The following is a 19,722-nucleotide window of genomic DNA, read 5'->3' on the forward strand; positions in this document are numbered from 1 at the left end:
GTGAAGCGCGTTCTGGCGGCGGCTGGCGGCCACAACCAGCCCTTCGTGGAGCAACCGAAATGAGCAGCTGGAGCCTGCGCCCACGCGCCATCGGGCTGGCCAGCGCCGGTGTCCTGGCACTGATGCTGACCGGATGGGCAGCTGGGACCGCCAGTCCCGCACCACCGTTGAGCGGCACGGCCGCTGTGCTGCAAGCCGCAGCAGCACCCGCGGTGGCGCCGCAGCGCGCATTGCTGTTGGGCCTGGCGCGCGCCGGTGAACGGCTGGTGGCGGTGGGTGAACAAGGCGTCATCACCTTGTCGGACGACCAGGGCAAGATTTGGCGCAATGCCGCCAAAGTGCCGGTCTCCGCCACGCTGACGGCGGTGCGCTTCGCCGATGCCCGGGTGGGCTATGCCATCGGCCACCTCGGCGTGGTGCTGCGCAGCGAAGACGCCGGCGAGCACTGGACCCGCGTGCTCGATGGCCAGGCCATTGCCGCTTTGGCGATGGCGCAAGCCCAGGCCGGCCAGGGCAAGCTTGACGAGGCGCAGCGCCTGGTCGACGACGGCCCGGACAAGCCGCTGCTGGACCTGTGGGTCGATGGGCCGGACATCAGCATCGTCGGCGCCTTCAATCTGGCCGTGCACAGCCGCGACGGCGGGCGCAGCTGGCGCTTCGACAGCGGCCGCTTCGACAACCCGAACAGCATGCACCTGTATGGCCTGGCGCGCGCCGGCGGCAGCGGCTGGGCGGTCGGTGAACAAGGCCTGGTGCTGCGCGAAGACCTATCAGGCAAGGCCGATGGCCACTTCAGCGCACTGAAGGCCCCTTACGACGGCAGCCTGTTCGGCGTGCTGGCCAGCAGCGACCGCCAAGTGCTGGTGCACGGCCTGCGCGGCCATGCCTTCGTCACGGCCGATGCGGGCAGCACTTGGCAGCGCGCGAACCTGGGCCCGCAGGCCACCGGCGCTTCGATCAATGGTTCGCTGCGCTTGCGCGACGGCCGCATCGCGCTGTTCGACCAGGGCGGCGGTCTCTTCGTCAGCGCCGACGGTGGCCTGAATTTCCAACGTGTGCCTTTTGCCTGGGGCGCGCCGCTGACCGGCCTGGTCGAGGCCCCTGACGGCAGCCTGGTGGCCAGCAGCGTGGCCGGCATCGTCACTGTGCCGCGTGCCGCGCTGCAGCCCACCGTGGCCGCCGCATCCGGAGCTTCCCGATGAATCCCCCCATGCCGGCCACGGCCCCCGAGGTCGTGGCCTCGCTGAACGACTTCGACACCGCTTCGGGCAGCCGCCTGGAACGCCTGCTGTTCAACCACCGAGGCCTCGTCGTGCTGCTGTGCGCGCTGCTGACGCTGGCCCTGGGCTGGCAACTGCCACGACTGAAGCTCAACGCCAGCTTCGAGCGCATGATTCCCAACGCGCACGCCTTCATCGGCCACTACAAGACCCACCGCGTCGACCTGGCCGGCCAGGGCAACGTGCTGCGCATCGTCGTCGAGCACACGCAGGGCAGCATCCTCGATGCCGCCTATCTGGAACAACTGCGCAAGATCAGCGACGAGGTCTACCTGATCGGCGGCGTCGATCGGCCGTCGATGATGTCGCTATGGACGCCGACGATGCGCTGGGTCGGCATCACCGAGGTCGGCATCGACGAAGGCCAGGTCATCGACTCGAAGTACAACGGCTCGCCCGAACAACTGGCGCGGCTGCGGCTGAACATCGAACGTTCGGGTGAGATCGGCCGCATCGTCGCGCCCGACTTCCGCTCCAGCATGCTGATGGTGCCGCTGCTGGACTTCGACACCGAGACCGGCAAGCCGCTGGACTATGCCGAGTTCTCGCGCAAGGTCGAGGCGGTGCGCGCCAAGTACGAGAGTCCCCTGGTCAAGATCCACGTCATCGGTTTCGCCAAGGTGGTGGGCGACCTGATCGACGGCGTGGCGCAGGTGCTGGCCTTTTTTGCCGGGGCCATCGCCATCGCCACCGCGATGGTGTTCTGGTACACGCGCTGCGTGCGCAGCACCGCCATCGTGATGCTGTGCTCGCTGGTGGCGGTGCTGTGGCTGCTGGGCGCGCTGCCGCTGCTGGGCTTCGAGCTGGACCCCTACACCGTGCTGGTGCCCTTCCTGGTGTTTGCCATCGGCATGAGCCATGGTGCGCAGAAGATGAACGGCGTGATGCAGGACATCGGCCGCGGCACGCACCCGCTGGTGGCCGCGCGCTTCACCTTCCGCCGCCTGTTCATGGCCGGCCTGCTGGCGCTGGTGTGCGATGCGGTGGGCTTTGCGGTGCTGCTGCTGATCAAGATCACGGTGATCCAGCAGCTGGCGCTGACCGCCAGCATCGGCGTGGCCTTCCTGGTCTTCACCAACCTGATCCTGCTGCCGATCCTGCTGTCCTACACCGGCGTCAGTGCGCGGGCCGCGGCGCGCTCGCTGCGCGACGAAGAAGGCCAGCAGCGCGCGGGGCTGTGGACCCTGCTGGACCGCTTCACCGAACGGCCGGTGGCCGCCGCGACGATCGCCGTCGCGCTGCTGCTCGGCCTAGGTGGCTGGTGGGTCAGCCGCGGGCTGCAGATCGGCGACCTCGACCCCGGCGCGCCCGAGTTGCGCACCGACTCCCGCTACAACCGCGACAACGCCTACGTCACCGCGCACTACGGCAACGCCAGCGACGTGTTCATCGTGATGGTCACTTCACCCGAAGGCCGGTGCATGGACTACGCACTGCTGCAAAAGGTGGACACACTCGAATGGCAATTGCGGCAACTGCCCGGCGTAGCGGCCACCGACTCCTTCGCCTTCATCACCCGCGTGCTGACCAGCCAGCTGACCGAGGGCAACCCCAAGTGGACCGCGCTGGTGCCGAACCAGGCGGTCATCAACACACTGGTCAAGTTCGCGCCGCGCACGCTGGTCAACCAGCCCTGCAGCCTGTCGATGCTGCGCATCTTCCTGACCGACCACAAGGCGCAGACGCTGGACGGCGTGGTGCAAGCGGTGCAAGCCTTTGCCGCGCGGCACGACACGGCCGAGCAGCAGTTCCAGCTGGCGGCCGGCAACGCCGGCATCGAGGCCGCCACCAACATCGTCGTGCGCGAAGCCAACCGCGAGATGCTGCTGTGGGTCTACGCCGCTGTCGTCGTGCTGTGCCTGCTGGCCTTCCGCTCCTGGCGCGCGGTGGTCTGCGCGGTGCTGCCGCTGGTGCTGACCTCGGTGCTGGCCGAAGCGCTGATGGTGGGTTTGGGCATCGGCGTCAAGGTGGCCACGCTGCCGGTGATCGCGCTCGGCGTGGGCATCGGCGTGGACTACGCGCTCTACGTGATGAGCATCGTGCTGGTCCACCTGCGCGCCGGCCAGACCTTGTCCGCGGCCTACCGCCAGGCGCTGCAGTTCACCGGCCGCGTGGTGCTGCTGACCGGCCTGACGCTGGCCGTGGGCGTGGCCACCTGGGCCGGCTCGCCCATCAAGTTCCAGGCCGACATGGGCATCCTGCTGGCCTTCTGCTTCCTGTTCAACATGATCGGCGCGCTGGTGCTGCTGCCGGCGCTGGCGGCGTTTCTGCTCAAGCCCAGCCAGCCGCTTGAGGTGCAGCAGCCCGCCATGACGCCGCAGGCGACCTGAGCGGCCAGGATGCCATAGGCCTGCAGCAAGCGCCGTGCGGGACTCCGATGGCTGCAGCGTCCGGGCCTGCAACTCTATACTGCCCCGTCCCTCGAACGAATGCAGTCCGACATGCCCAACCTCAACAGCGGAATCAACTTCGACACCCTGAATACGCTGGCAAGTGTGTTCAAGAAGGCGGCACCTTCGATGGGCAGCACGAACTTCAATGCCATGCCGATCTCGGTGTTTGCCAATTGTTTGCTGCGCTTCAACCCCTTGGACTTCGTGGGGCAGCTCAACAGCGACAAGGGCACCATCACCCTGTCGAAGGAAGCGAATGCGGGCGTCAAGACGCCGCTGCGTTTCCTGCAATGGGGCCAGAACTGCTGCACCGGAATCGAACTCGACGACGGCGCGCGCGTGGTGTTCAGCGGACCCTTTTCCGGTTGCTCGTTCCTGATCGCCAAGGACCCGAATTCGGGCCGCCCGGTGATGCTGCACTCGAACGACAACAGCAATCAGGGGGCGATGAACCGGGCCAACACCATCGGCACACAACACGCGCGCGCCATCCAGTACCTGCAGGTGTTCCACAACGGCGCGCGGCCGCGCTACGAATGCAGCTACGAGGCGATGGGCATGGTGCCGAGCTGGGTGTTTGCCGTCGACAAACATGGCGACGGCAACACCTGGACGGTCTATTGCGTCAACCTGGTGAAGGGCGCGCGCAGCACGCCGTTCTTCAAGATGGCCGAGGTCAGCCTGACCTGATTTTCGGCGGATCAGCAACGGGGCGGCCGGGCGAACAACAGCCTCCAGGTGGCCGGCCGCGATGGCCGCACATGGGCTGCCGACCCGCGTTGTGAAGCGCCTGCGGGCGTGGTTCAATGCACTGAACCCGCCCGCCGCCTCGGCGGCCTCAAGCCGCGAAGATCGCGCCATGGATCGTCGAACTGCCCTGTTTGCCGGCGCCGGCCTGTTGGGCGCGGCCGGACGCGCCGCGCCGCAGCCTGTGCCGCCGCCGGTCACGCCGCCCGCCACGCCGCCCCGCGTGGTCTTCCTGAACCCCGGTGAACCGGTCGAACGCGGCAAGGGGCCGCACTGGCACATGGCCGCGCGCTTCATGGCGGCCTCGGCCCAGACCTTCGGCCTGCAGCTCGAGGTGCTGTACGCCGAGCGCGACCACCTGCTGATGCTGCGCCAGGCCGAAAGCGTGGCACAGCGCAGCGTGCTGCCGGACTACCTGGTGATCGTCAACGAGAAGCTGGCCGCACCGCAGATGCTGCGCTTGTTCGAACGCACGACCGTCAAGGTGCTGCTGATCCACAACGACCTGACGGCGGAGCAACGGCGCGAGATCGGCAACGAGCGCGAGCAGATGCGCCACTGGATCGGCACCGTGACCACCGACGAGGCGCGCGCCGAATACCGCCTGATGGAAGAGCTGTATCGACAACTCGGCGACCGCGAGCCGCAGGTGATCGGCATCACCGGCGACCGCGCCACGCCGGTGTCGATGGAGCGCGCGCAAGGCGTCAGCGACTTCGTCGCACACGCCAAGCGGGGCCAGATCCTGCAGCTGGCCTTCGGCGACTGGGGCGATGTCGACGCCGAGAGCAAGGCCAAGGTGCTGCTGTCGCGCTACCCGCAGACCAACATCATCTGGGCGGCCAATGATTCGATGGCGCTCGGCGCGATGCGCGCAGTGAAGGCCCGCGGCGCGCCCGTGCTGGTCGGCGGCACCGGGGCCTGGCCGAGCGCGCTGGCCAGCATCGCCGAAGGCGGCCTGGCGGCCAGCGTCGGCAGCCATTTCTTCATTGCCGCCTGGGCCATGGTGCTGCTGCACGACTACCACCACGGCCTGGACTTCGCCGCGCATGGCGGTCCGTCGATGAAGCTCGATTACATGCAGGTCGTCAACCGCGACACGGCGGCGCACTACGACCAGGCCGTCTACAAGCGGGACGGAGCGCTGGACTTCAGCGTCTATTCGAAGGTCCGCCGACCCAGGGCCGGGCGCTACGAGTTCACCCTGGCGCCCCTGCTGCGCAAGACATGACATGCCTTTGGCCATGCGCCTGATGCCGCGGGCGACCCGGCTGCAGACCAAGCTGGTCTGGGCGCTGGCCACCCTGGTGGCGCTGGTGGCGGCCGGTTCGGCCTACGTGCTGATCGAGTACGAGCGCGAACGCCGCTTCCGCGAACTGGAGGGCCGTGCCGGACGCATTGCCGACCTGTTCAGCCGCTCGGTGGCCTACCCGTTGTGGAACGTCGATCGTGCGGCGATCGACAGCCAGCTCGCCGCACTGGCGCCCAACCCCGAGGTGGCGCAGTTCAAGATCACCGCGGTCGGCTACGGCACGGTGTCCGAGGTGACCAAGCCGCAAGCGGCGGAGCTGGTCAACCCGATCGTGCGCGTGCAGCCGATCGAGTACGCAACGCCCGGCGCATCGCAGCCGCAGAAGATCGGCGAAGTGCGCGTGGTGCTGACGCGCGCCGTCGTCGAGCAGGCTGTTGCCACCGCCCGCCGCGCCATTCTGGGGGTGGTGGGCGCCATCGTCGTGGTGCTGTATGCCGCCACCTTCGTGCTGCTGCGGCGCCTGGTCAGCGCACCCATCCAGCGCCTGGAGGCCACGGTCGACCGCATCGCCGAGGGTGATCTGGATGCCCGCTGCACGGTCGAATCCGGCGACGAACTGGGTCGGCTGGCCACGCGCGTCAACGTGATGGCGCAGCGGCTGCGCGATTCGGCCGACGACTTGCACCGCCATCGTGATCACCTGGAAGAGGCGGTGCGCGAGCGCACCACGCAACTCGTCGACGCGATGGAAAAGGCCGAGATCGCGAACCACGCGAAGAGCGAGTTCCTGGCGAACATGAGCCACGAGATCCGCACGCCGATGAACGCCATCCTCGGCATGTCGCAGCTGGCGCTGCAAAGCGGGCTGAACGGGCAGCAGCAGAACTACGTGCAGAAGGTGCACCGGTCCGCCGAATCGCTGCTGGGCATCATCAACGACATCCTCGACTTCTCGAAGATCGAAGCCGGCAAGCTGGACATGGAGGTCATCCCCTTCGACCTGGGCAACGTGATGGACGAGCTGGCCAACCTGGTCGGCATGAACGCCGAGGACAAAGGCCTGGAACTGCTGTTCGCGCTGCCGCCGCAGTTGCCGACGGCCCTGCTGGGCGACCCCTTGCGCCTGCGCCAGGTGCTGCTGAACCTGGGCAACAACGCCGTCAAGTTCACCGAACGCGGCGAGGTCACCGTGGCCGTCAGCGTGGTCGATCGCCATGGTCCGTGGGTGCAGCTGCGCTTCGAGCTGCGCGACACCGGCATCGGCATGAGCGCCGAGCAGCAACAGCGCCTGTTCCAGCCGTTCTCGCAGGCCGACGCGTCGACCAGCCGCCGCCACGGCGGCACCGGCTTGGGCCTGGCGATCAGCCGGCAACTGGTGCACCTGATGGGCGGCGAGCTCGCCGTCGACAGCACGCCGGGGCAAGGCAGCCGCTTCCACTTCAGCCTGCGCTTCAACCTGCAGACCGGGCCGGCCGCGCAGCCGCGCGCGCTGCGCCATGAGCGCCTGCGCGGCACCCGTGCGCTGATCGTCGACGACAACGCCAGCGCCCGTGAAGTGCTGGCCGGCATGGCCGCCGCACTCGGCCTGGTCACCGATACCGCCGCCGACGGCACGGAAGCACTGCGCCTGGTGGAACGGGCCGACGCCGGCGACAAGCCCTACGGCCTGGTGCTGCTGGACTGGAAGATGCCCGGCATGGACGGCGTGGAGTGCGCACGGCTGGTGAGCCAGCATGAACATCGGCGCCACCCGACGCCCACCGTGCTGATGCTCACGGCCTTCTCGCGCGACGAGGCCTTGCAGCGCCTGGCCGAGCGGCAGCTCAGCATCGCTGCCTTGCTGACCAAGCCGATCACGCCGTCGACATTGTTCGACGCCTGCGGCACCGCGCTGGGCCTGGCGCTGCACGAACCCACGCGCAGCGAGCGGCGCGATGAGGCCCGGCTCGGCCACCAGGCCAGCCTGAGCGGCGCGCGCGTGCTGCTGGTCGAGGACAACGCCATCAACCGCGAACTGGCGCTGGACGTTCTGAAGCGCTCCGGCATCGAGACCAGCATCGCCTGCAACGGCCAGGAAGCGCTGGACATGCTGGAAACGCAGTCATTCGACGCCGTGCTGATGGACTGCCAGATGCCGGTGCTGGACGGCTACGAAGCGACACGCGCGCTGCGACTGCGGCCACAGCTGCAGGACCTGCCGGTCATCGCGATGACCGCCAACGCGATGGTCGGCGACCGCGAGCAAGCGCTGGCGGCCGGCATGAACGACCACATCGCCAAGCCGATCCGCTTCGCCGAGATGCTGGCCACGCTGGCCCGCTGGGTGCCGCCTGCGGCGTCCCGGCCTTGAGGCCCCCTCAGTAGCCGGCGGCCAGCGCCAGCGGCAGCAACTGGGCCGTGGTACCCACGTAGAGCAGGCCGCCGAACACGGCGCCGTGCACGTACACCTGGCCATCCAGCGTGCCGACGTAGTTTTGCGTCGCGCTGTAGTAGCGCGCCTGGTAGCCCGAGATCAGCTGGGTCGGCGCGCCAGCAGGCGCGAAATACTGCGGGTAGCTCGCCTCGGCCCAGTTGAAGATGCGGTCCGCGTCGCTGGCCGCCGAGAAGGTGTAGCTGTAGAGCTGGTTGCCATAGGCCGCGATCACGGTGTTGGCATTGAGCGGGTCGAGCATCATGGCCGACACGCCGATCGGGCCGTTGTTGGCCTGGGTCCAGCTGGCGCCGCCGTCCACCGACTTGAACAGTCCCTCGGTCGCGCCGAGGTAGACGGTGCCGGCGTCGACGATGATGTTCTTGATCCAGGTCCGGTCCAGCGTCAGCGGCGCGCACTGCCCCGCCGGCAGGCAGCGGTTGATCGGCTGCCAGCTGCTGCCGCCGTCGATGCTCTTGTAGACGCCCGAACCGTTGGTGCCGGCGTAGACGGTCATCGAATGGCCGGGGTCGACGACGAGCGTCCTCACGCTGGTCAGCTGCGTGCTGACCTGGCTCCAGCTGAGGCCGGCGTCCGTGCTCCGGTAGATGCCGGAGGCCACCGCGCGGAAGATCACCGCGGGGTTGCCCGGGTCGACCGTCAAGGCATACACCGGCGAGTTGCCGGCCAGGTACTTCCAGGTGACGGCACCGTCGCTGGACTTGTAGACGCCCTGGTTCGACCCGGCGTAAACCGTGTTCGGGTTGCCGGGATGAACCGCCAGCACCAGCGCCTGCGGGTTCTCGGTGACCCAGCCGGTCGTGACCCAGGAGTTGCCGCCGTCGCTGCTCTTCTGCAGGAAATTCGGCGCGATGTAGAGGCTGGTCGAGGTGATCGCCAGGTCGTTGACGATGTAGTAGCCCGCCGGCGTCGGCACGATGCCGCTGTTGCTGAGCTGCCAGCTCTGGCCGCCATTGCGCGAGATGTACATGCCGCTTTGCGTGGCGGCGTAGCGCGTCAGCGCAATGCCGGGCTGGGCGCTGATCACGTTGATCAGCGCGCTGCCGGTCGGGCTGGGCAAGGCCGTCCAGGCGTTGGTCCCGGCCCGGGCCGGTACGGGCGCCATGAGGGCGGTGGTGGCCATGAGGGCCGCAAGACCCGACAAGAACTTGCGCATGAGGGCTCCTGGCCGCGTGTCGTCCCAACGCTATCGACAGGCGGCCGGGCCGCGTGAAGCTGCATCGGCACATCGTGCAGCGGCCCGTGCGAAATTCCGCGCCGGCGTGAATCCGGGCGCTGTGGCCGCTACGGCGGTCGCAAGCCCCTCAGCCGTCCGTGCCGAAGTCGAGCAGCACCTTGCAGCTCTCGCGCGGGTTGCGCTCGGCAAGGTCGAAGGCGCCGGCCACGTCGTGGAAGTCGACCTGGTGGGTGACGATGTGGCCGGGGTCGACCAGGCCGCGGGCGATCCAGTCGATCACCGTCGGGAACATCGCGCAGTTCAGGCGCGAGGCGTACAGCGTCAGCTCCTTCTTTGTCAGTTCCTGCTGCGGAATCGCCGACGGCGTCGGAGAAAAACCCAGGATGCCGATGCGGCCGGCCGGCGCCGCGATGCGCACCGCTTCTTCCAGGATGGCCGGGTGGCACACGGCGTCGTAGATCAGCGTCGGCCCGCCTTCCACGCCGCGCTGGGCCAGGGCCTCGGGCAGCGGCTCGCGGCGGGTGTTGATGATCTCGTCCGGCGCCGCGCCGCAGCCCAGCGCCAGCGCGAGGCGTTCGTCGACATGGTCGGTGATGAAGGTCCGGATGCCATGCACCTTCTTCAGCACCTGCAGCAGGTTCAGCCCCACCGCGCCGGCGCCGTAGATCAGTGCCACGTCGCTGGGCAGCACGCCGGTGCGGTGGGTGACGTTGGCGGCCACCGCAAAGGGCTCGATGACCGACGCGCCGGGCAGCGCCAGACCGGGCGGGATGAGGTAGGCATTCTTCGCCGGCGCACAGGCGTATTCGCTGAAGCCGCCGTCGCGATGAACGCCGATGACCTGCAACCGGCTGCAGACGTTCTGCCGCCCGATGCGGCAGGCATGGCACTGGCCGCAGCTGATCACCGGGTCGACCACCACGGTCTGGCCCAGGCGCTCGGTGCTGACGCCCTCGCCCACCGCATCGACACGGCCGACGAACTCGTGGCCGATGACGCGCGGATAGGTGACGAAGGGGTTCTGGCCATGAAATATGTGCAGGTCCGAGCCGCAGATGCCGGCATAGCGCACGCGCACGCGCAGCTCGCCCGCCTGGGGTTGCGGCATCGGCCGCTCGCGCAGGGCCATGCGCCGGGGTTCTTCGACGACAACGCTCAACATGATGGTTTCCTTGGCTACCAGTTCCACATCGAACCGTCGCGCAGGCGCGCGACGGGCAAATAGGCCCGCTCGTAGGGGTACTTCCCGGCCAGCGCTTCGTCGATGTCGACGCCCAGGCCCGGCACCTCGTCCATCACCAGGTAACCGTCTTCGAAGCGGTAGTTGTGCGGGAACACCTCGTCGGTGAGCGGCGTGTGCGGCATCAGTTCCTGGATGCCGAAGTTGGGCACCCACAGGCCGAAGTTCACTGCCGCCGCCATGCACACCGGCGACAGATCGGTGGCGCCGTGGAAGCCGGTGCGCACCTGGTGCATGGCTGCGAAGTCCGCGATGCGCCGCACGTGGCTGATGCCGCCGGCATGCACGATCGTCGCGCGGATGTAGTCGACCAGCTGTTCGCTGATCAGGTCCTTGCAGTCCCAGATCGAATTGAAGACTTCGCCCACCGCCAGCGGCGTGGTGGTGTGCTGGCGGATCAGGCGGAAGGCCTCCTGGTTCTCGGCCGGCGTCGCGTCCTCGATCCAGAACAGGTGGTGCGGTTCGAGCGACTTGCCCAGCCGCGCGGCCTCGATCGGCGTCAGCCGGTGGTGGGCATCGTGCAGCAGGTGCACGTCCGGGCCGACCGCCTCGCGCACCTTGCGGAACAGCTCGGGCGTGTGGCGCAGGTACAGCGCGGTGTCCCAGGGCTCTTCGGGCGGCAGGCCTTTTTCGGCCGGCTCGTAGAAGCCCTGGGTCTTGCCTACGCCATAGGTCTTGGCCAGGCCCGGCACGCCGGACTGCACGCGGATGGCCTTGTAGCCTTGTTCGACATGCTGCTGCACGGCGTCCACCGCTTCGGCGTGGTCGCGGCCGTTGGCGTGGCCGTAGACCATCAGGCCATCACGGCTCTTGCCGCCCAGCAGCTGGTACACCGGCATGCCGGCGAGCTTGCCCAGGATGTCCCACAAGGCCATGTCGATCGCCGCGATCGCGGTCATCGTCACCGGGCCGCGCCGCCAGTAGGCACCGCGGTAGAGGTACTGCCAGATGTCCTCGATCTTGCGGGGGTCGCGGCCGATCAGGCAGGGCACGACATGCTCTTCGAGGTAGGCCTTGACAGCCAGCTCACGCCCGTTGAGCGTGGCATCGCCCAGCCCGTGAACCCCTTCGTCGGTGACCACCTTGACGGTGACGAAGTTGCGGCCCGGACAGGTGACGATGAGTTGGATGCGTTCGATCTTCAAGTGATGTCCTCGGCGGACGCTCAGTCCGCGAAGTAGCTCTCCGGCGCCTGCAGCCGCAGCGCGGCGACATGCTCGGTGATGTGGTTGATGTGCGATGCCACGCTGGCGCCCAGCCCGGCGACGTCTCGCGCGGCCATCTGCGCCAGCATCTGCTCGTGCTCGCGCAAGGCCCGGTCGGCATGGCCGGCCACGTGGCCCAGCAGCAGCCAGCGCACCCGGTCGAACTGGCGCTTGATCGGCTCCAGCATGGTCCAGACATGCTCGCGACCGGCGAATTCGAACAGGCGGCGGTGCATCAATTCATCGAGTTCGCTGAACTGATCGATCTGCCCACCGGCGACAGCGCTGCGCTGGCGTTCGACGATCTGCCCGAATTCCGCCAGTTGCGCCGGCGTGATGCCCTGCACCAGCTGCACGTGGTTGGCGCACTCCAGCGTGCTGCGCACGAAGCGCCCTTCTTCCAGCAGCGACAGGCGCACCGGCGCGACGAGCGTGCCGACCTGGCGGTAGATCAGCACCAGCTGCTCTTCGGCCAGTTGCGCCAGCGCCTCGCGCACCGGCGTGCGGCTGACGGCGATCAGCGACGAGATGGTGGCTTCGGACAGCGCCGTGCGCGGCGGCAGCGTGCCGCGCAGGATGGCCTGCTGCAGCGCGTCGTGCACCTGCGCGGTATAGGAACGCGCCGGGTCGAGCGTGAAACCCGCCAGCGCGGTGGCCAGAGCGGCGTCGGCCGGCGGAGCGTCGGCTTTGCTGGCGCTGGCACGGGCGGGGGCTCGGGTGGACATGTCGGAACGGAAGCTCGGCTTGTGAGTGGCCATTTTACACCATGGTAGTGTGTTGAATATCGAGGCGTGTTTAGGGGTTAACACGGAGTATTTCGTCGGAAATCAGCTTCTATCATGCTGTTATACGCCATGGCACCATGGTAGTGTTCAACGATCATCAGCAGATTCTGCCAACCCGAGGGGAGACAAGTGCATGTGCAATCCGCGGTTGACCCAGCAGAGGCGGCGTTGATGGCGCAGCTGTCGCCCTTGCAGCTGGGCAGCCTGCGCGTCGGCGCTGCCGTGTTGCCGGCCTATGAGCGCAGCCGGCTGGCCACGGGCATCGTGCACCTGGGCCTGGGCGCCTTCCACCGGGCGCACCAGGCGCTCTACACCGAGGCCGTGATCGCCGCCGGCGACAAGCGCTGGGGCATCGTCGGCGTGAGCCTGCGCGACCCGCGCGTGGCGCAGGTGCTCGCGGCGCAGGGGCATCTGTATTCGGTCACCGAGCGGCATGGCAGCGAGGCGCACACGCGCATCGTCGGTGCGCTGCGCGGCGCGCTGTACGCACCGCAGGACCTGCCGCAGGTGATGGCCGCGATCGCCGACCCGGCCACGGCCATCGTCACCAGCACCGTCACCGAGAAGGGCTACAGCCAGAACCCGGCCACCGGCGACCTGGACCTGGCCGACGCCGGCATCCGCCATGACATCGCCCACCCCGAGGCCCCGCAGACCACGCTGGGCGTGCTGGCCGCCGGCATCCGGCGCCGCGCGCCGGGCGCGCCGCTGAGCATCGTCTGCTGCGACAACATGGCCGGCAACGGCGACACGCTGCGCAAACTGCTGGTGCAGTACGCCGGCCAGGTCGATGCGGGCCTGGCACGCCGCATCGAGTCCGACATCGGCCTGCCCAACAGCATGGTCGACCGCATCGTGCCCGCGGCCACGCCGGCCTCGCTGGACGAAGTCGCCGCGCGGCTGGGCCTGCGCGACGAAGCGGCCATCGTCTGCGAGCCCTTCACGCAGTGGGTCATCGAAGACCGTTTCAGCAGCCCGCGCCCGGCGTGGGAAGACGCCGGCGCGGTGCTGACCAGCGACGTGCGGCCCTACCAGGCGATGAAGCTGCGCCTGTTGAACGGCACGCACTCGGCGATCGCCTACGCGGGCCAGCTGTGCGGGCTGGACAGCGTCTCGGACGCGATGGCTCACCCGCTGGTCGGCGCCTTCGCGCGCCGGCTGATGCGAGACGACCTGTGTGCCACCGTGGCCGCGCCGCCGGGCTACGACGTGCCGGCCTACTGCGGCGAACTGCTCAAGCGCTTCGGGAACCCCGCGCTCGCGCACCGCACGCAGCAGATCGCGATGGACGGCACGCAGAAGGTGCCGGTGCGCTGGCTGCCCCCCCTGCGCGAAAGCCTGGCCGCCGGCGTGCAGCGGCCGCAGCTCGAACGTGCGCTGGCCGCCTGGTTGCACTACCTCGACACCGGCCGCAGCGACAGCGGTGTGCCGCTGGTGATCAGCGACCCGGGCGCACCGAAGCTGGTCGAACGCCTGCGCTCCGCCGGCCGAGCGCAGGATGCCGTTCAGGCAGCCCTGGCCCACGCCCCCGTGTTCGGCGCCGAGGCCTGGCCAGCGGCCTTCGTCGCACGCCTGGCCGCCCACCTCTCGACGCTGCGCCAGGGCGGCATCACCGCCTTGCTCAGCACCTGACCTCGACCTGCCCTCGCCGCAGCGCCCTCCCCGCCTGCGCCCACCTCCAGGAGACCTTGCCATGACCTTCCAACTCAATCGCCGCCAGTTCGGCACCGCCTGCGCCGCCACCGGCCTGGCCAGCACGCTGCCCACCCGCTTCGCCCAGGCGCAAGGCACCGACATCAAGCTCAAGTACGGCACCGCATTTCCGGCCGACCACCCGGGCACCCTGCGCATCAAGGAAGCGGCCGAAGCCATCCGCAAGGACACCAGCGGCAAAGTCGACCTGCAGGTCTACCCGACCAGCCAGCTCGGCAGCGAGCCGGACATGATTTCGCAGACCCGCGCCGGCGCCATCGACTTCATGTCGACGGCCGGCACCAATCTTCAGACCCTGGTGCCGACCGCCGGCATCAATGGCGTGGCTTTCGCGTTCAAGGACTACGCCGCCGTGTGGGCCGCGATGGACGGCGAACTCGGCGCCCATGTGCGCAGCGCGCTGGCCAAGGTCAACCTGTTTGCCTTCGACAAGTGCCTGGACAACGGCTACCGCAACATCACCACGTCCAGCAAGGCCATCAACACGCCCGAGGACCTGAAGGGTTTCAAGATCCGCGTGCCCGGGATTCCGCTCTGGATCTCGATGTTCAAGGCATTGGGCGCCTCGCCCACCGCGATTCCGTTCGGCGAGCTCTATTCCTCGCTGCAGACCAAGGTGGTCGACGGCCAGGAGAACCCGCTGGCCCTGATCCAGAGCGCCAAGCTGTACGAGGTGCAGAAGTTCTGCTCGCTGACCGGCCACACCTGGGACGGCCACTTCATCTTCGGCAACGCGAAGAAGATGCAGGCACTACCCAAGGAAGTGCAGGCGGCCCTGGTCCAGCACCTGAACGCCGCCGCGCTGAAGCAGCGCGAAGACATCGCCAAGCTGAACCAGGACGCGCAGGCCCAGCTCAGCAAGCTGGGCGTCACGTTCAACCGGCCCGACCCGGGCCCTTTCCGCGAGCTGTTGAAGAGCGCCGGCTTCTACACCGAATGGAAGGCCAAGTACGGCGACGAGGTGTGGAGCAAGCTCGAGAAGTACGCCGGCCGCCTGATCTGAGCCCGGCCCGCCACGCTGCAACGCCCCGCCCCACACCACCTGCTGAAGCCACACCTGCTGGAGCCGTCGATGTCACATGCCGCCGATCCGCTTGCCACCACTTCGCCGGCCGCCTTCCCGCGGCTGGACCGGCTGCTGGCCTGGATCACCGAAGTGCCCGCCGCCGTGCTGGTGCTGGCCGAAATCCTCATCCTCGGTGGCGGTGCCTTTGCGCGTTATGCGCTGCACGCGCCGCTGCCGTGGACCGATGAACTGGCCAGCATCCTGTTCCTCTGGCTGGCCATGCTGGGCTCGTGCATCGCGCTGCGCCGCGGCGCCCACATGCAACTCACCACCTTCGTCAAGGACCTGTCGCCTGGCAAGCGCGCCTGGGTCGACGCCTTCGGCATGTGCCTGGTCGTGGCCTTTTTGACGATGCTGATCGGCCCGGCCTGGGAGCGGCTGCACGAAGAGATCGAGGTCTCGACGCCGGTGCTGGAGATCAGCGAAGGCTACCGCGCCGCCGCGGTGTTCGTCGGCGCGGTGCTGATGCTGGTCACGGCGGTGTCGCGGCTGATCGAGCAGCCGGGCCGGCTGCAGATCGTCGTCGGTGCGGCGGCGGTGGCCGGCGGCGGCGCGGCGTTCTGGCTGCTCTCGCCGGCGCTGGCCGGCCTGGGCAACCTGAACCTGGTGATCTTTTTCCTGGTGATGCTGGTCGGCTGCATCGTGATCGGCGTGCCGATTGCCTTTGCCTTCGGCCTGGCGACGATGAGCTACCTGGCGTTCTCGACCTCGACGCCGCTGTCGATCATGCCGAACCGGGTGCAGGAGGGCATGTCGCACCTGATCCTGCTGGCCGTGCCGCTGTTCGTGTTCCTCGGCGCGCTGATCGAGATGACCGGCGTGGCCCGCGCGATGATCAACTTCCTGGTCGGCCTCATCGGCCATGTGCGCGGCGGCCTGCAGTACGTGCTGCTGGGCGCGATGTACATCGTCTCGGGCATCTCGGGCGCCAAGGCCGCTGACATGGCCGCGGTGGCGCCGGCGCTGTTCCCGGAGATGAAGAAGCGCGGCAGCAAGGATGGCGATCTGATCGGCCTGCTCTCGGCCTCCGGCGCGATGTCCGAGACCATCCCGCCGAGCATCGTGCTGATCACAGTCGGCTCGGTCACCGGCGTGTCGATCACCGCGCTGTTCATCGGCGGCCTGATTCCCGCGGTGGTCGGCCTGGTGCTGATGGCCTTCGTCGTCTGGCTGCAGACCCGCAAGGAAGACATGCGGGGCGTGACACGGGCCAGCCGCCAGGACATCGTCAAGCTGCTGCTGGTGGCGCTGCCGGCGCTGGCCCTGCCGGTGATCATTCGCAGCGCCGTGGTCGAAGGCGTGGCCACCGCGACCGAGGTGTCGACCATCGGCATCTTCTACACCGTGCTGGCGGGCCTGTTCATCTACCGCCAGTTCGACTGGCGCCGCATCTATCCGATGCTGCTGGACACGGCCTCGCTCTCGGGCGCGATCCTGCTGATCGTCGGCTGCGCCACCGCGATGGCCTGGGCGCTGACGCAATCGGGCTTCGCGCAGGACCTGGTAAAGATCATGACCGCGGTGCCCGGCGGCAAGATGGGCTTCCTGCTGGTCTCGGCGCTGGCCTTCGTCGTGCTGGGCAGTTTGCTGGAAGGCATCCCGGCCATCGTGCTGTTCGGCCCGCTGCTGTTTCCGATCGCCAAGCTCGTCGGCGTGCACGAGGTGCACTACGCGATGGTCGTGATCTTCGCGATGGGCCTGGGCCTGTTCGCACCGCCCTTCGGTGTCGGCTTCTATGCCGCCTGCGCCATCGGCCGGGTGTCGCCGGATGTCGCCATGCCGCGCGTCTGGCCGCACATGGCGGCCTTGTTCATCGCCTTGCTGCTGCTGGTGTTCGTGCCCTGGTTCTCGATCGGCTTCCTGTGAGCCGCTGCTGAACCCCTATCTTTCCGAGGCGACTCGAAGCTTGCTTGATTGACAGAGTTCTTTCCGATGTGCGAGGATTTTCGGCTGCGAAGCCAATTCGCGCGGGGAGGGAACAATGAAGGGCATGATGAATCTTCTCGAGCGAGCCGGCCTGGTTCGCCGAGTGGACGATCCGGACGACATGGCCGCAGGGGCCGAAGGGGCGGACACCAGCAGCACGGGTTCCGACCCCGCAGGCGCCCACCATGCCGACCCTGCCGCCGAGAGCAGCACGGCGCAGGCGCCGGCATTCCCCGCGGCCGACGCAGCGCCGCCGGTCGAAGAAAGCACCGGCATGACGCTGGAGCAGGTCTACACCGCAGCCGGTGTGCCGCCCTGCGCCTACCCGGCGGAGCGGCTGCTGCGCTTGCTCGACGGGCTGAAGGCCATGGACCCGGCGCTGCGCCACCAGACCATCCAGGCCATCGATGCGGCCGACGACTCCTGGTCCATCGAAGACCCCCAGCGTGACGCCGCAGCCAAGGTGGCCGCGATCGAAGCACATGCCGCGTCCATCCGCATCGGCCTGAACCAGGCCGAACAGGAGACGCAGGCCCTGGTGAGCGAGCTGACGCAGCGCCAGGACACCGCGGTGGCCGAGATCCGGCGCCAGATCGCCGACCTCGAAGGCCTGCTGGCGCGCGAAATCGCCCGCGGCGCGCAGCAGGGCGCCGGGCTGGAAAGCGCGCTGCAGACAAAGCGTGAGAATGCCAACCGCGAACTGCGCCACCTGGCGCAGGCCATGGGCGAGTTGAACGCACTGATCGCGCAGTTCGGCGGCGCCAAGACGACTTGAGGAAAGCTTCGTTATGAAATATGGACTCGGTCCTCTGACCAAGATACTGCTGGTGCTGATCGGCCTGGCGGCGCTGGCCTCCATCGGCTGGAACTTCTTCCTGAAGGAGCGCTTCGGCAAGGGCGGCGCTGGCCCGGCGGTGGTGCTGTCGCCCGATGGCAAGGCGCCCCAGGGCAGCACCGGCAGCACGGCCACGACGCCCGGCACGGCGACCCCCGGCAAGGGCGACAAGGCGCCCACCGCCAGCGGCCGCCTGGGCAGTGCCACCAACCCTTTGCGCGTCAGCCTGGTCAGCTTCCACGGCTACGCGCCGGCGCTGCTGGCCAACGGCAACAGCCTGAAGACGCAGCCCGGCTCGATCTACGCCAAGCTGGGCGCCAACATCGAGTTCGTCATCAACGACGACATCCCGACGCTGACCACGCTGTTCGAATCGAAGGCCGCGCAGTGCGCCTGGCGCACGTCCGACTTCTGGGCCCAGGAGCAGCCGAACCTGCGCAATTCGGGCCACGACGCCAAGGCCATCGTCATCGTCGACAACACCCAGGGCGCCGACGCGGTGATCGCCCGTGACCCGGCGATCCAGAAGATCGAGGACCTGGCCGGCAAGAACGTCGCGCTGCTGCAGTACACGCCCTCGCACGGCATGCTGATCGATGCGATCGAGAGCTCGTCGATGACGGCGCGCGCCAAGAAGCAGGTGAAGACGATCTTCATCAAGGCCGAAGAAGGCACCGCCGGCGTGCGCGCGGCCTTCGTGGCCGGCAACGTCGACGCCGCGGTGCTGTGGGACCCGGACCTGTCGCTGGCGCTGCGCGAGGTCAAGGGCTCGCGGGTCGTCTACTCGACCAAGACCGCCACCAACCTGATCTACGACGTGATCGTCTGCGACCAGCGCGAGCTGGCCAAGCCGGAGAACCTGGAGCTGTTCCAGAAGTTCCACGACGGCTGGCTCGAAGGCGTGACCGCCGCGCGGGCCAACCCCGACCAGGCCGTCGACGCACTGATCGCGACCAAGGAGTACTTCAAGGTCCTGGCCTCCAAGGAAGGCAAGCCCTTCGTCAAGGGCTTGTTCACCAACCTGGTGTGGACCGACCTGGCGGACAACGCGCGCATCCTCGGCCTGGCCGGCGGCGTCAACCACTACGAGCGCGTCTACGCCCGTTTCGACGAGATCTACCGCGCGGCCGGTTCGCTGGCCAACCCGAAATCGCCGGTGGTCACGCCGCAGGACAGCTACGACTACCGCTTCGTCAAGGCCGCGCTGCAGCGCAACGTGAAGGCCACCGAGGTCGCGGCCCAGCCGACGCAGACCTTCTCCGAGCAGGGCCGCGCCACGGCGATGGCGTCTCCGGCCGCGGTGACCAAGCCGGTGGCGGTGTCCTTCGCGTCCGGTTCGTCCGAGCTGTCCAAGCGCGCCCAGCAGGTGATCGACAAGGAGATGGTGCCCTTCATCGAGAACAACGGCAGCGCCTACTTCGAGCTCAGCGGCAATTCCGATTCGGTGGGCTCGGCGAGTGCCAACCAGGCGCTGTCGATGGTGCGCGCGAAGGCCGTCGCCGATTACCTCGAAAAGCAGTGGGAGATCCCGAAGGCGCGGCTGCGCGTCAGCGGTTACGGTTCGACGCGGCCGCTGTGCGATGAACGCAACCCGAGCGGCGCCGACATGACGCTGGAAGAGTGCCGGTCGCTGAACCGCTCGACCCGGCTGGCCGTGTTCGCGCGCTGACCG

Annotated in this window: 14 protein-coding genes; 10 read left to right on the forward strand and 4 right to left on the reverse strand. The window is 68.3% G+C overall.

Annotated features, from left to right (window positions below):
- Window positions 1-59: 59 nt before the first annotated feature.
- From VLK61_RS19375 to VLK61_RS19395, 5 genes are all read left to right on the forward strand, one after another.
- Complete coding sequence (locus VLK61_RS19375; RefSeq protein ID WP_325423262.1) at window positions 60-1,202, forward strand: WD40/YVTN/BNR-like repeat-containing protein; 1,143 nt, start codon at window positions 60-62, stop codon at window positions 1,200-1,202.
- Window positions 1,199-3,610 carry an efflux RND transporter permease subunit gene (locus tag VLK61_RS19380; protein ID WP_325423263.1) on the forward strand — a complete coding sequence of 804 codons (2,412 nt, stop codon included), beginning with the start codon at window positions 1,199-1,201 and terminating at the stop codon, window positions 3,608-3,610. Before VLK61_RS19375 ends, VLK61_RS19380 begins: the two co-directional genes overlap by 4 nt.
- Before the next feature lie 111 nt (window positions 3,611-3,721).
- Window positions 3,722-4,363: a hypothetical protein gene (locus VLK61_RS19385; RefSeq protein ID WP_325423264.1), complete on the forward strand. Its 642-nt coding sequence runs from the start codon at window positions 3,722-3,724 to the stop codon at window positions 4,361-4,363.
- Between the two features lie 169 nt (window positions 4,364-4,532).
- Entirely contained in the window at window positions 4,533-5,651 is a 1,119-nt protein-coding gene (locus VLK61_RS19390; RefSeq protein ID WP_325423265.1) for an ABC transporter substrate-binding protein, read from the forward strand.
- 1 nt (window position 5,652) lies between these two features.
- On the forward strand, window positions 5,653-8,022 hold the full coding sequence (locus VLK61_RS19395) for a response regulator (RefSeq protein ID WP_325423266.1): 2,370 nt from the start codon (window positions 5,653-5,655) through the stop codon (window positions 8,020-8,022).
- Between the two features lie 7 nt (window positions 8,023-8,029).
- Here VLK61_RS19395 and VLK61_RS19400 read toward each other — a convergent pair whose 3' ends face one another.
- The 4 genes from VLK61_RS19400 to VLK61_RS19415 all read right to left on the reverse strand — a co-directional run bounded on the left by VLK61_RS19400 (window position 8,030) and on the right by VLK61_RS19415 (window position 12,450).
- Window positions 8,030-9,259: a WD40/YVTN/BNR-like repeat-containing protein gene (locus VLK61_RS19400; RefSeq protein ID WP_325423267.1), complete on the reverse strand. Its 1,230-nt coding sequence runs from the start codon at window positions 9,257-9,259 to the stop codon at window positions 8,030-8,032.
- Between the two features lie 148 nt (window positions 9,260-9,407).
- Window positions 9,408-10,442 (reverse strand): Zn-dependent oxidoreductase, encoded by a 1,035-nt coding sequence (locus VLK61_RS19405; protein WP_325423268.1) that lies wholly within the window; start codon window positions 10,440-10,442, stop codon window positions 9,408-9,410.
- Between the two features lie 14 nt (window positions 10,443-10,456).
- Window positions 10,457-11,665, reverse strand: coding sequence for a D-mannonate dehydratase ManD (gene manD / locus VLK61_RS19410; protein ID WP_325423269.1), 1,209 nt, complete (start codon window positions 11,663-11,665; stop codon window positions 10,457-10,459).
- 20 nt (window positions 11,666-11,685) lie between these two features.
- A complete protein-coding gene (locus tag VLK61_RS19415) occupies window positions 11,686-12,450 on the reverse strand; it encodes a GntR family transcriptional regulator (RefSeq protein WP_325423270.1) in 765 nt (254 codons plus the stop codon).
- A 231-nt stretch (window positions 12,451-12,681) separates the two neighbouring features.
- Between VLK61_RS19415 and VLK61_RS19420 the strand changes: the two genes are divergently transcribed.
- The 5 genes from VLK61_RS19420 (at window position 12,682) to VLK61_RS19440 (ending at window position 19,719) form a co-directional block, all read left to right on the forward strand.
- Window positions 12,682-14,142: a mannitol dehydrogenase family protein gene (locus tag VLK61_RS19420; RefSeq protein ID WP_325423295.1), complete on the forward strand. Its 1,461-nt coding sequence runs from the start codon at window positions 12,682-12,684 to the stop codon at window positions 14,140-14,142.
- A gap of 61 nt (window positions 14,143-14,203) precedes the next feature.
- Window positions 14,204-15,226: a TRAP transporter substrate-binding protein gene (locus tag VLK61_RS19425; protein ID WP_325423271.1), complete on the forward strand. Its 1,023-nt coding sequence runs from the start codon at window positions 14,204-14,206 to the stop codon at window positions 15,224-15,226.
- Window positions 15,227-15,295: 69 nt separating this feature from the next.
- Window positions 15,296-17,155, forward strand: coding sequence for a TRAP transporter large permease subunit (locus tag VLK61_RS19430; RefSeq protein ID WP_325423272.1), 1,860 nt, complete (start codon window positions 15,296-15,298; stop codon window positions 17,153-17,155).
- Window positions 17,156-17,282: 127 nt separating this feature from the next.
- Complete coding sequence (locus VLK61_RS19435) at window positions 17,283-17,990, forward strand: methyl-accepting chemotaxis protein (RefSeq protein WP_325423273.1); 708 nt, start codon at window positions 17,283-17,285, stop codon at window positions 17,988-17,990.
- Window positions 17,991-18,003: 13 nt separating this feature from the next.
- The gene (locus VLK61_RS19440) at window positions 18,004-19,719 is read left to right on the forward strand and encodes a phosphate ABC transporter substrate-binding/OmpA family protein (protein ID WP_325423274.1); all 1,716 of its coding nucleotides are present in this window, start codon (window positions 18,004-18,006) and stop codon (window positions 19,717-19,719) included.
- The last annotated feature ends 3 nt before the right edge of the window (window positions 19,720-19,722 follow it).

The sequence above is a fragment of the Aquabacterium sp. genome, assembly GCF_035476535.1.
GTDB lineage: Bacteria > Pseudomonadota > Gammaproteobacteria > Burkholderiales > Burkholderiaceae_C > Pseudaquabacterium.

Bases quoted from the DNA above. Each gene is read 5' to 3' on its own strand.
- VLK61_RS19375 (WP_325423262.1), top strand. From the start codon at position 60: ATGAGCAGCTGGAGCCTGCGCCCACGCGCCATCGGGCTGGCCAGCGCC.
- VLK61_RS19390 (WP_325423265.1), top strand. From the start codon at position 4,533: ATGGATCGTCGAACTGCCCTGTTTGCCGGCGCCGGCCTGTTGGGCGCG.
- VLK61_RS19425 (WP_325423271.1), top strand. From the start codon at position 14,204: ATGACCTTCCAACTCAATCGCCGCCAGTTCGGCACCGCCTGCGCCGCC.
- VLK61_RS19400 (WP_325423267.1), bottom strand. From the start codon at position 9,259: ATGCGCAAGTTCTTGTCGGGTCTTGCGGCCCTCATGGCCACCACCGCC.
- VLK61_RS19435 (WP_325423273.1), top strand. From the start codon at position 17,283: ATGAATCTTCTCGAGCGAGCCGGCCTGGTTCGCCGAGTGGACGATCCG.
- VLK61_RS19440 (WP_325423274.1), top strand. From the start codon at position 18,004: ATGAAATATGGACTCGGTCCTCTGACCAAGATACTGCTGGTGCTGATC.
- VLK61_RS19430 (WP_325423272.1), top strand. From the start codon at position 15,296: ATGTCACATGCCGCCGATCCGCTTGCCACCACTTCGCCGGCCGCCTTC.
- VLK61_RS19405 (WP_325423268.1), bottom strand. From the start codon at position 10,442: ATGTTGAGCGTTGTCGTCGAAGAACCCCGGCGCATGGCCCTGCGCGAG.
- VLK61_RS19420 (WP_325423295.1), top strand. From the start codon at position 12,682: ATGGCGCAGCTGTCGCCCTTGCAGCTGGGCAGCCTGCGCGTCGGCGCT.
- VLK61_RS19395 (WP_325423266.1), top strand. From the start codon at position 5,653: ATGCCTTTGGCCATGCGCCTGATGCCGCGGGCGACCCGGCTGCAGACC.
- VLK61_RS19380 (WP_325423263.1), top strand. From the start codon at position 1,199: ATGAATCCCCCCATGCCGGCCACGGCCCCCGAGGTCGTGGCCTCGCTG.
- VLK61_RS19385 (WP_325423264.1), top strand. From the start codon at position 3,722: ATGCCCAACCTCAACAGCGGAATCAACTTCGACACCCTGAATACGCTG.
- VLK61_RS19415 (WP_325423270.1), bottom strand. From the start codon at position 12,450: ATGTCCACCCGAGCCCCCGCCCGTGCCAGCGCCAGCAAAGCCGACGCT.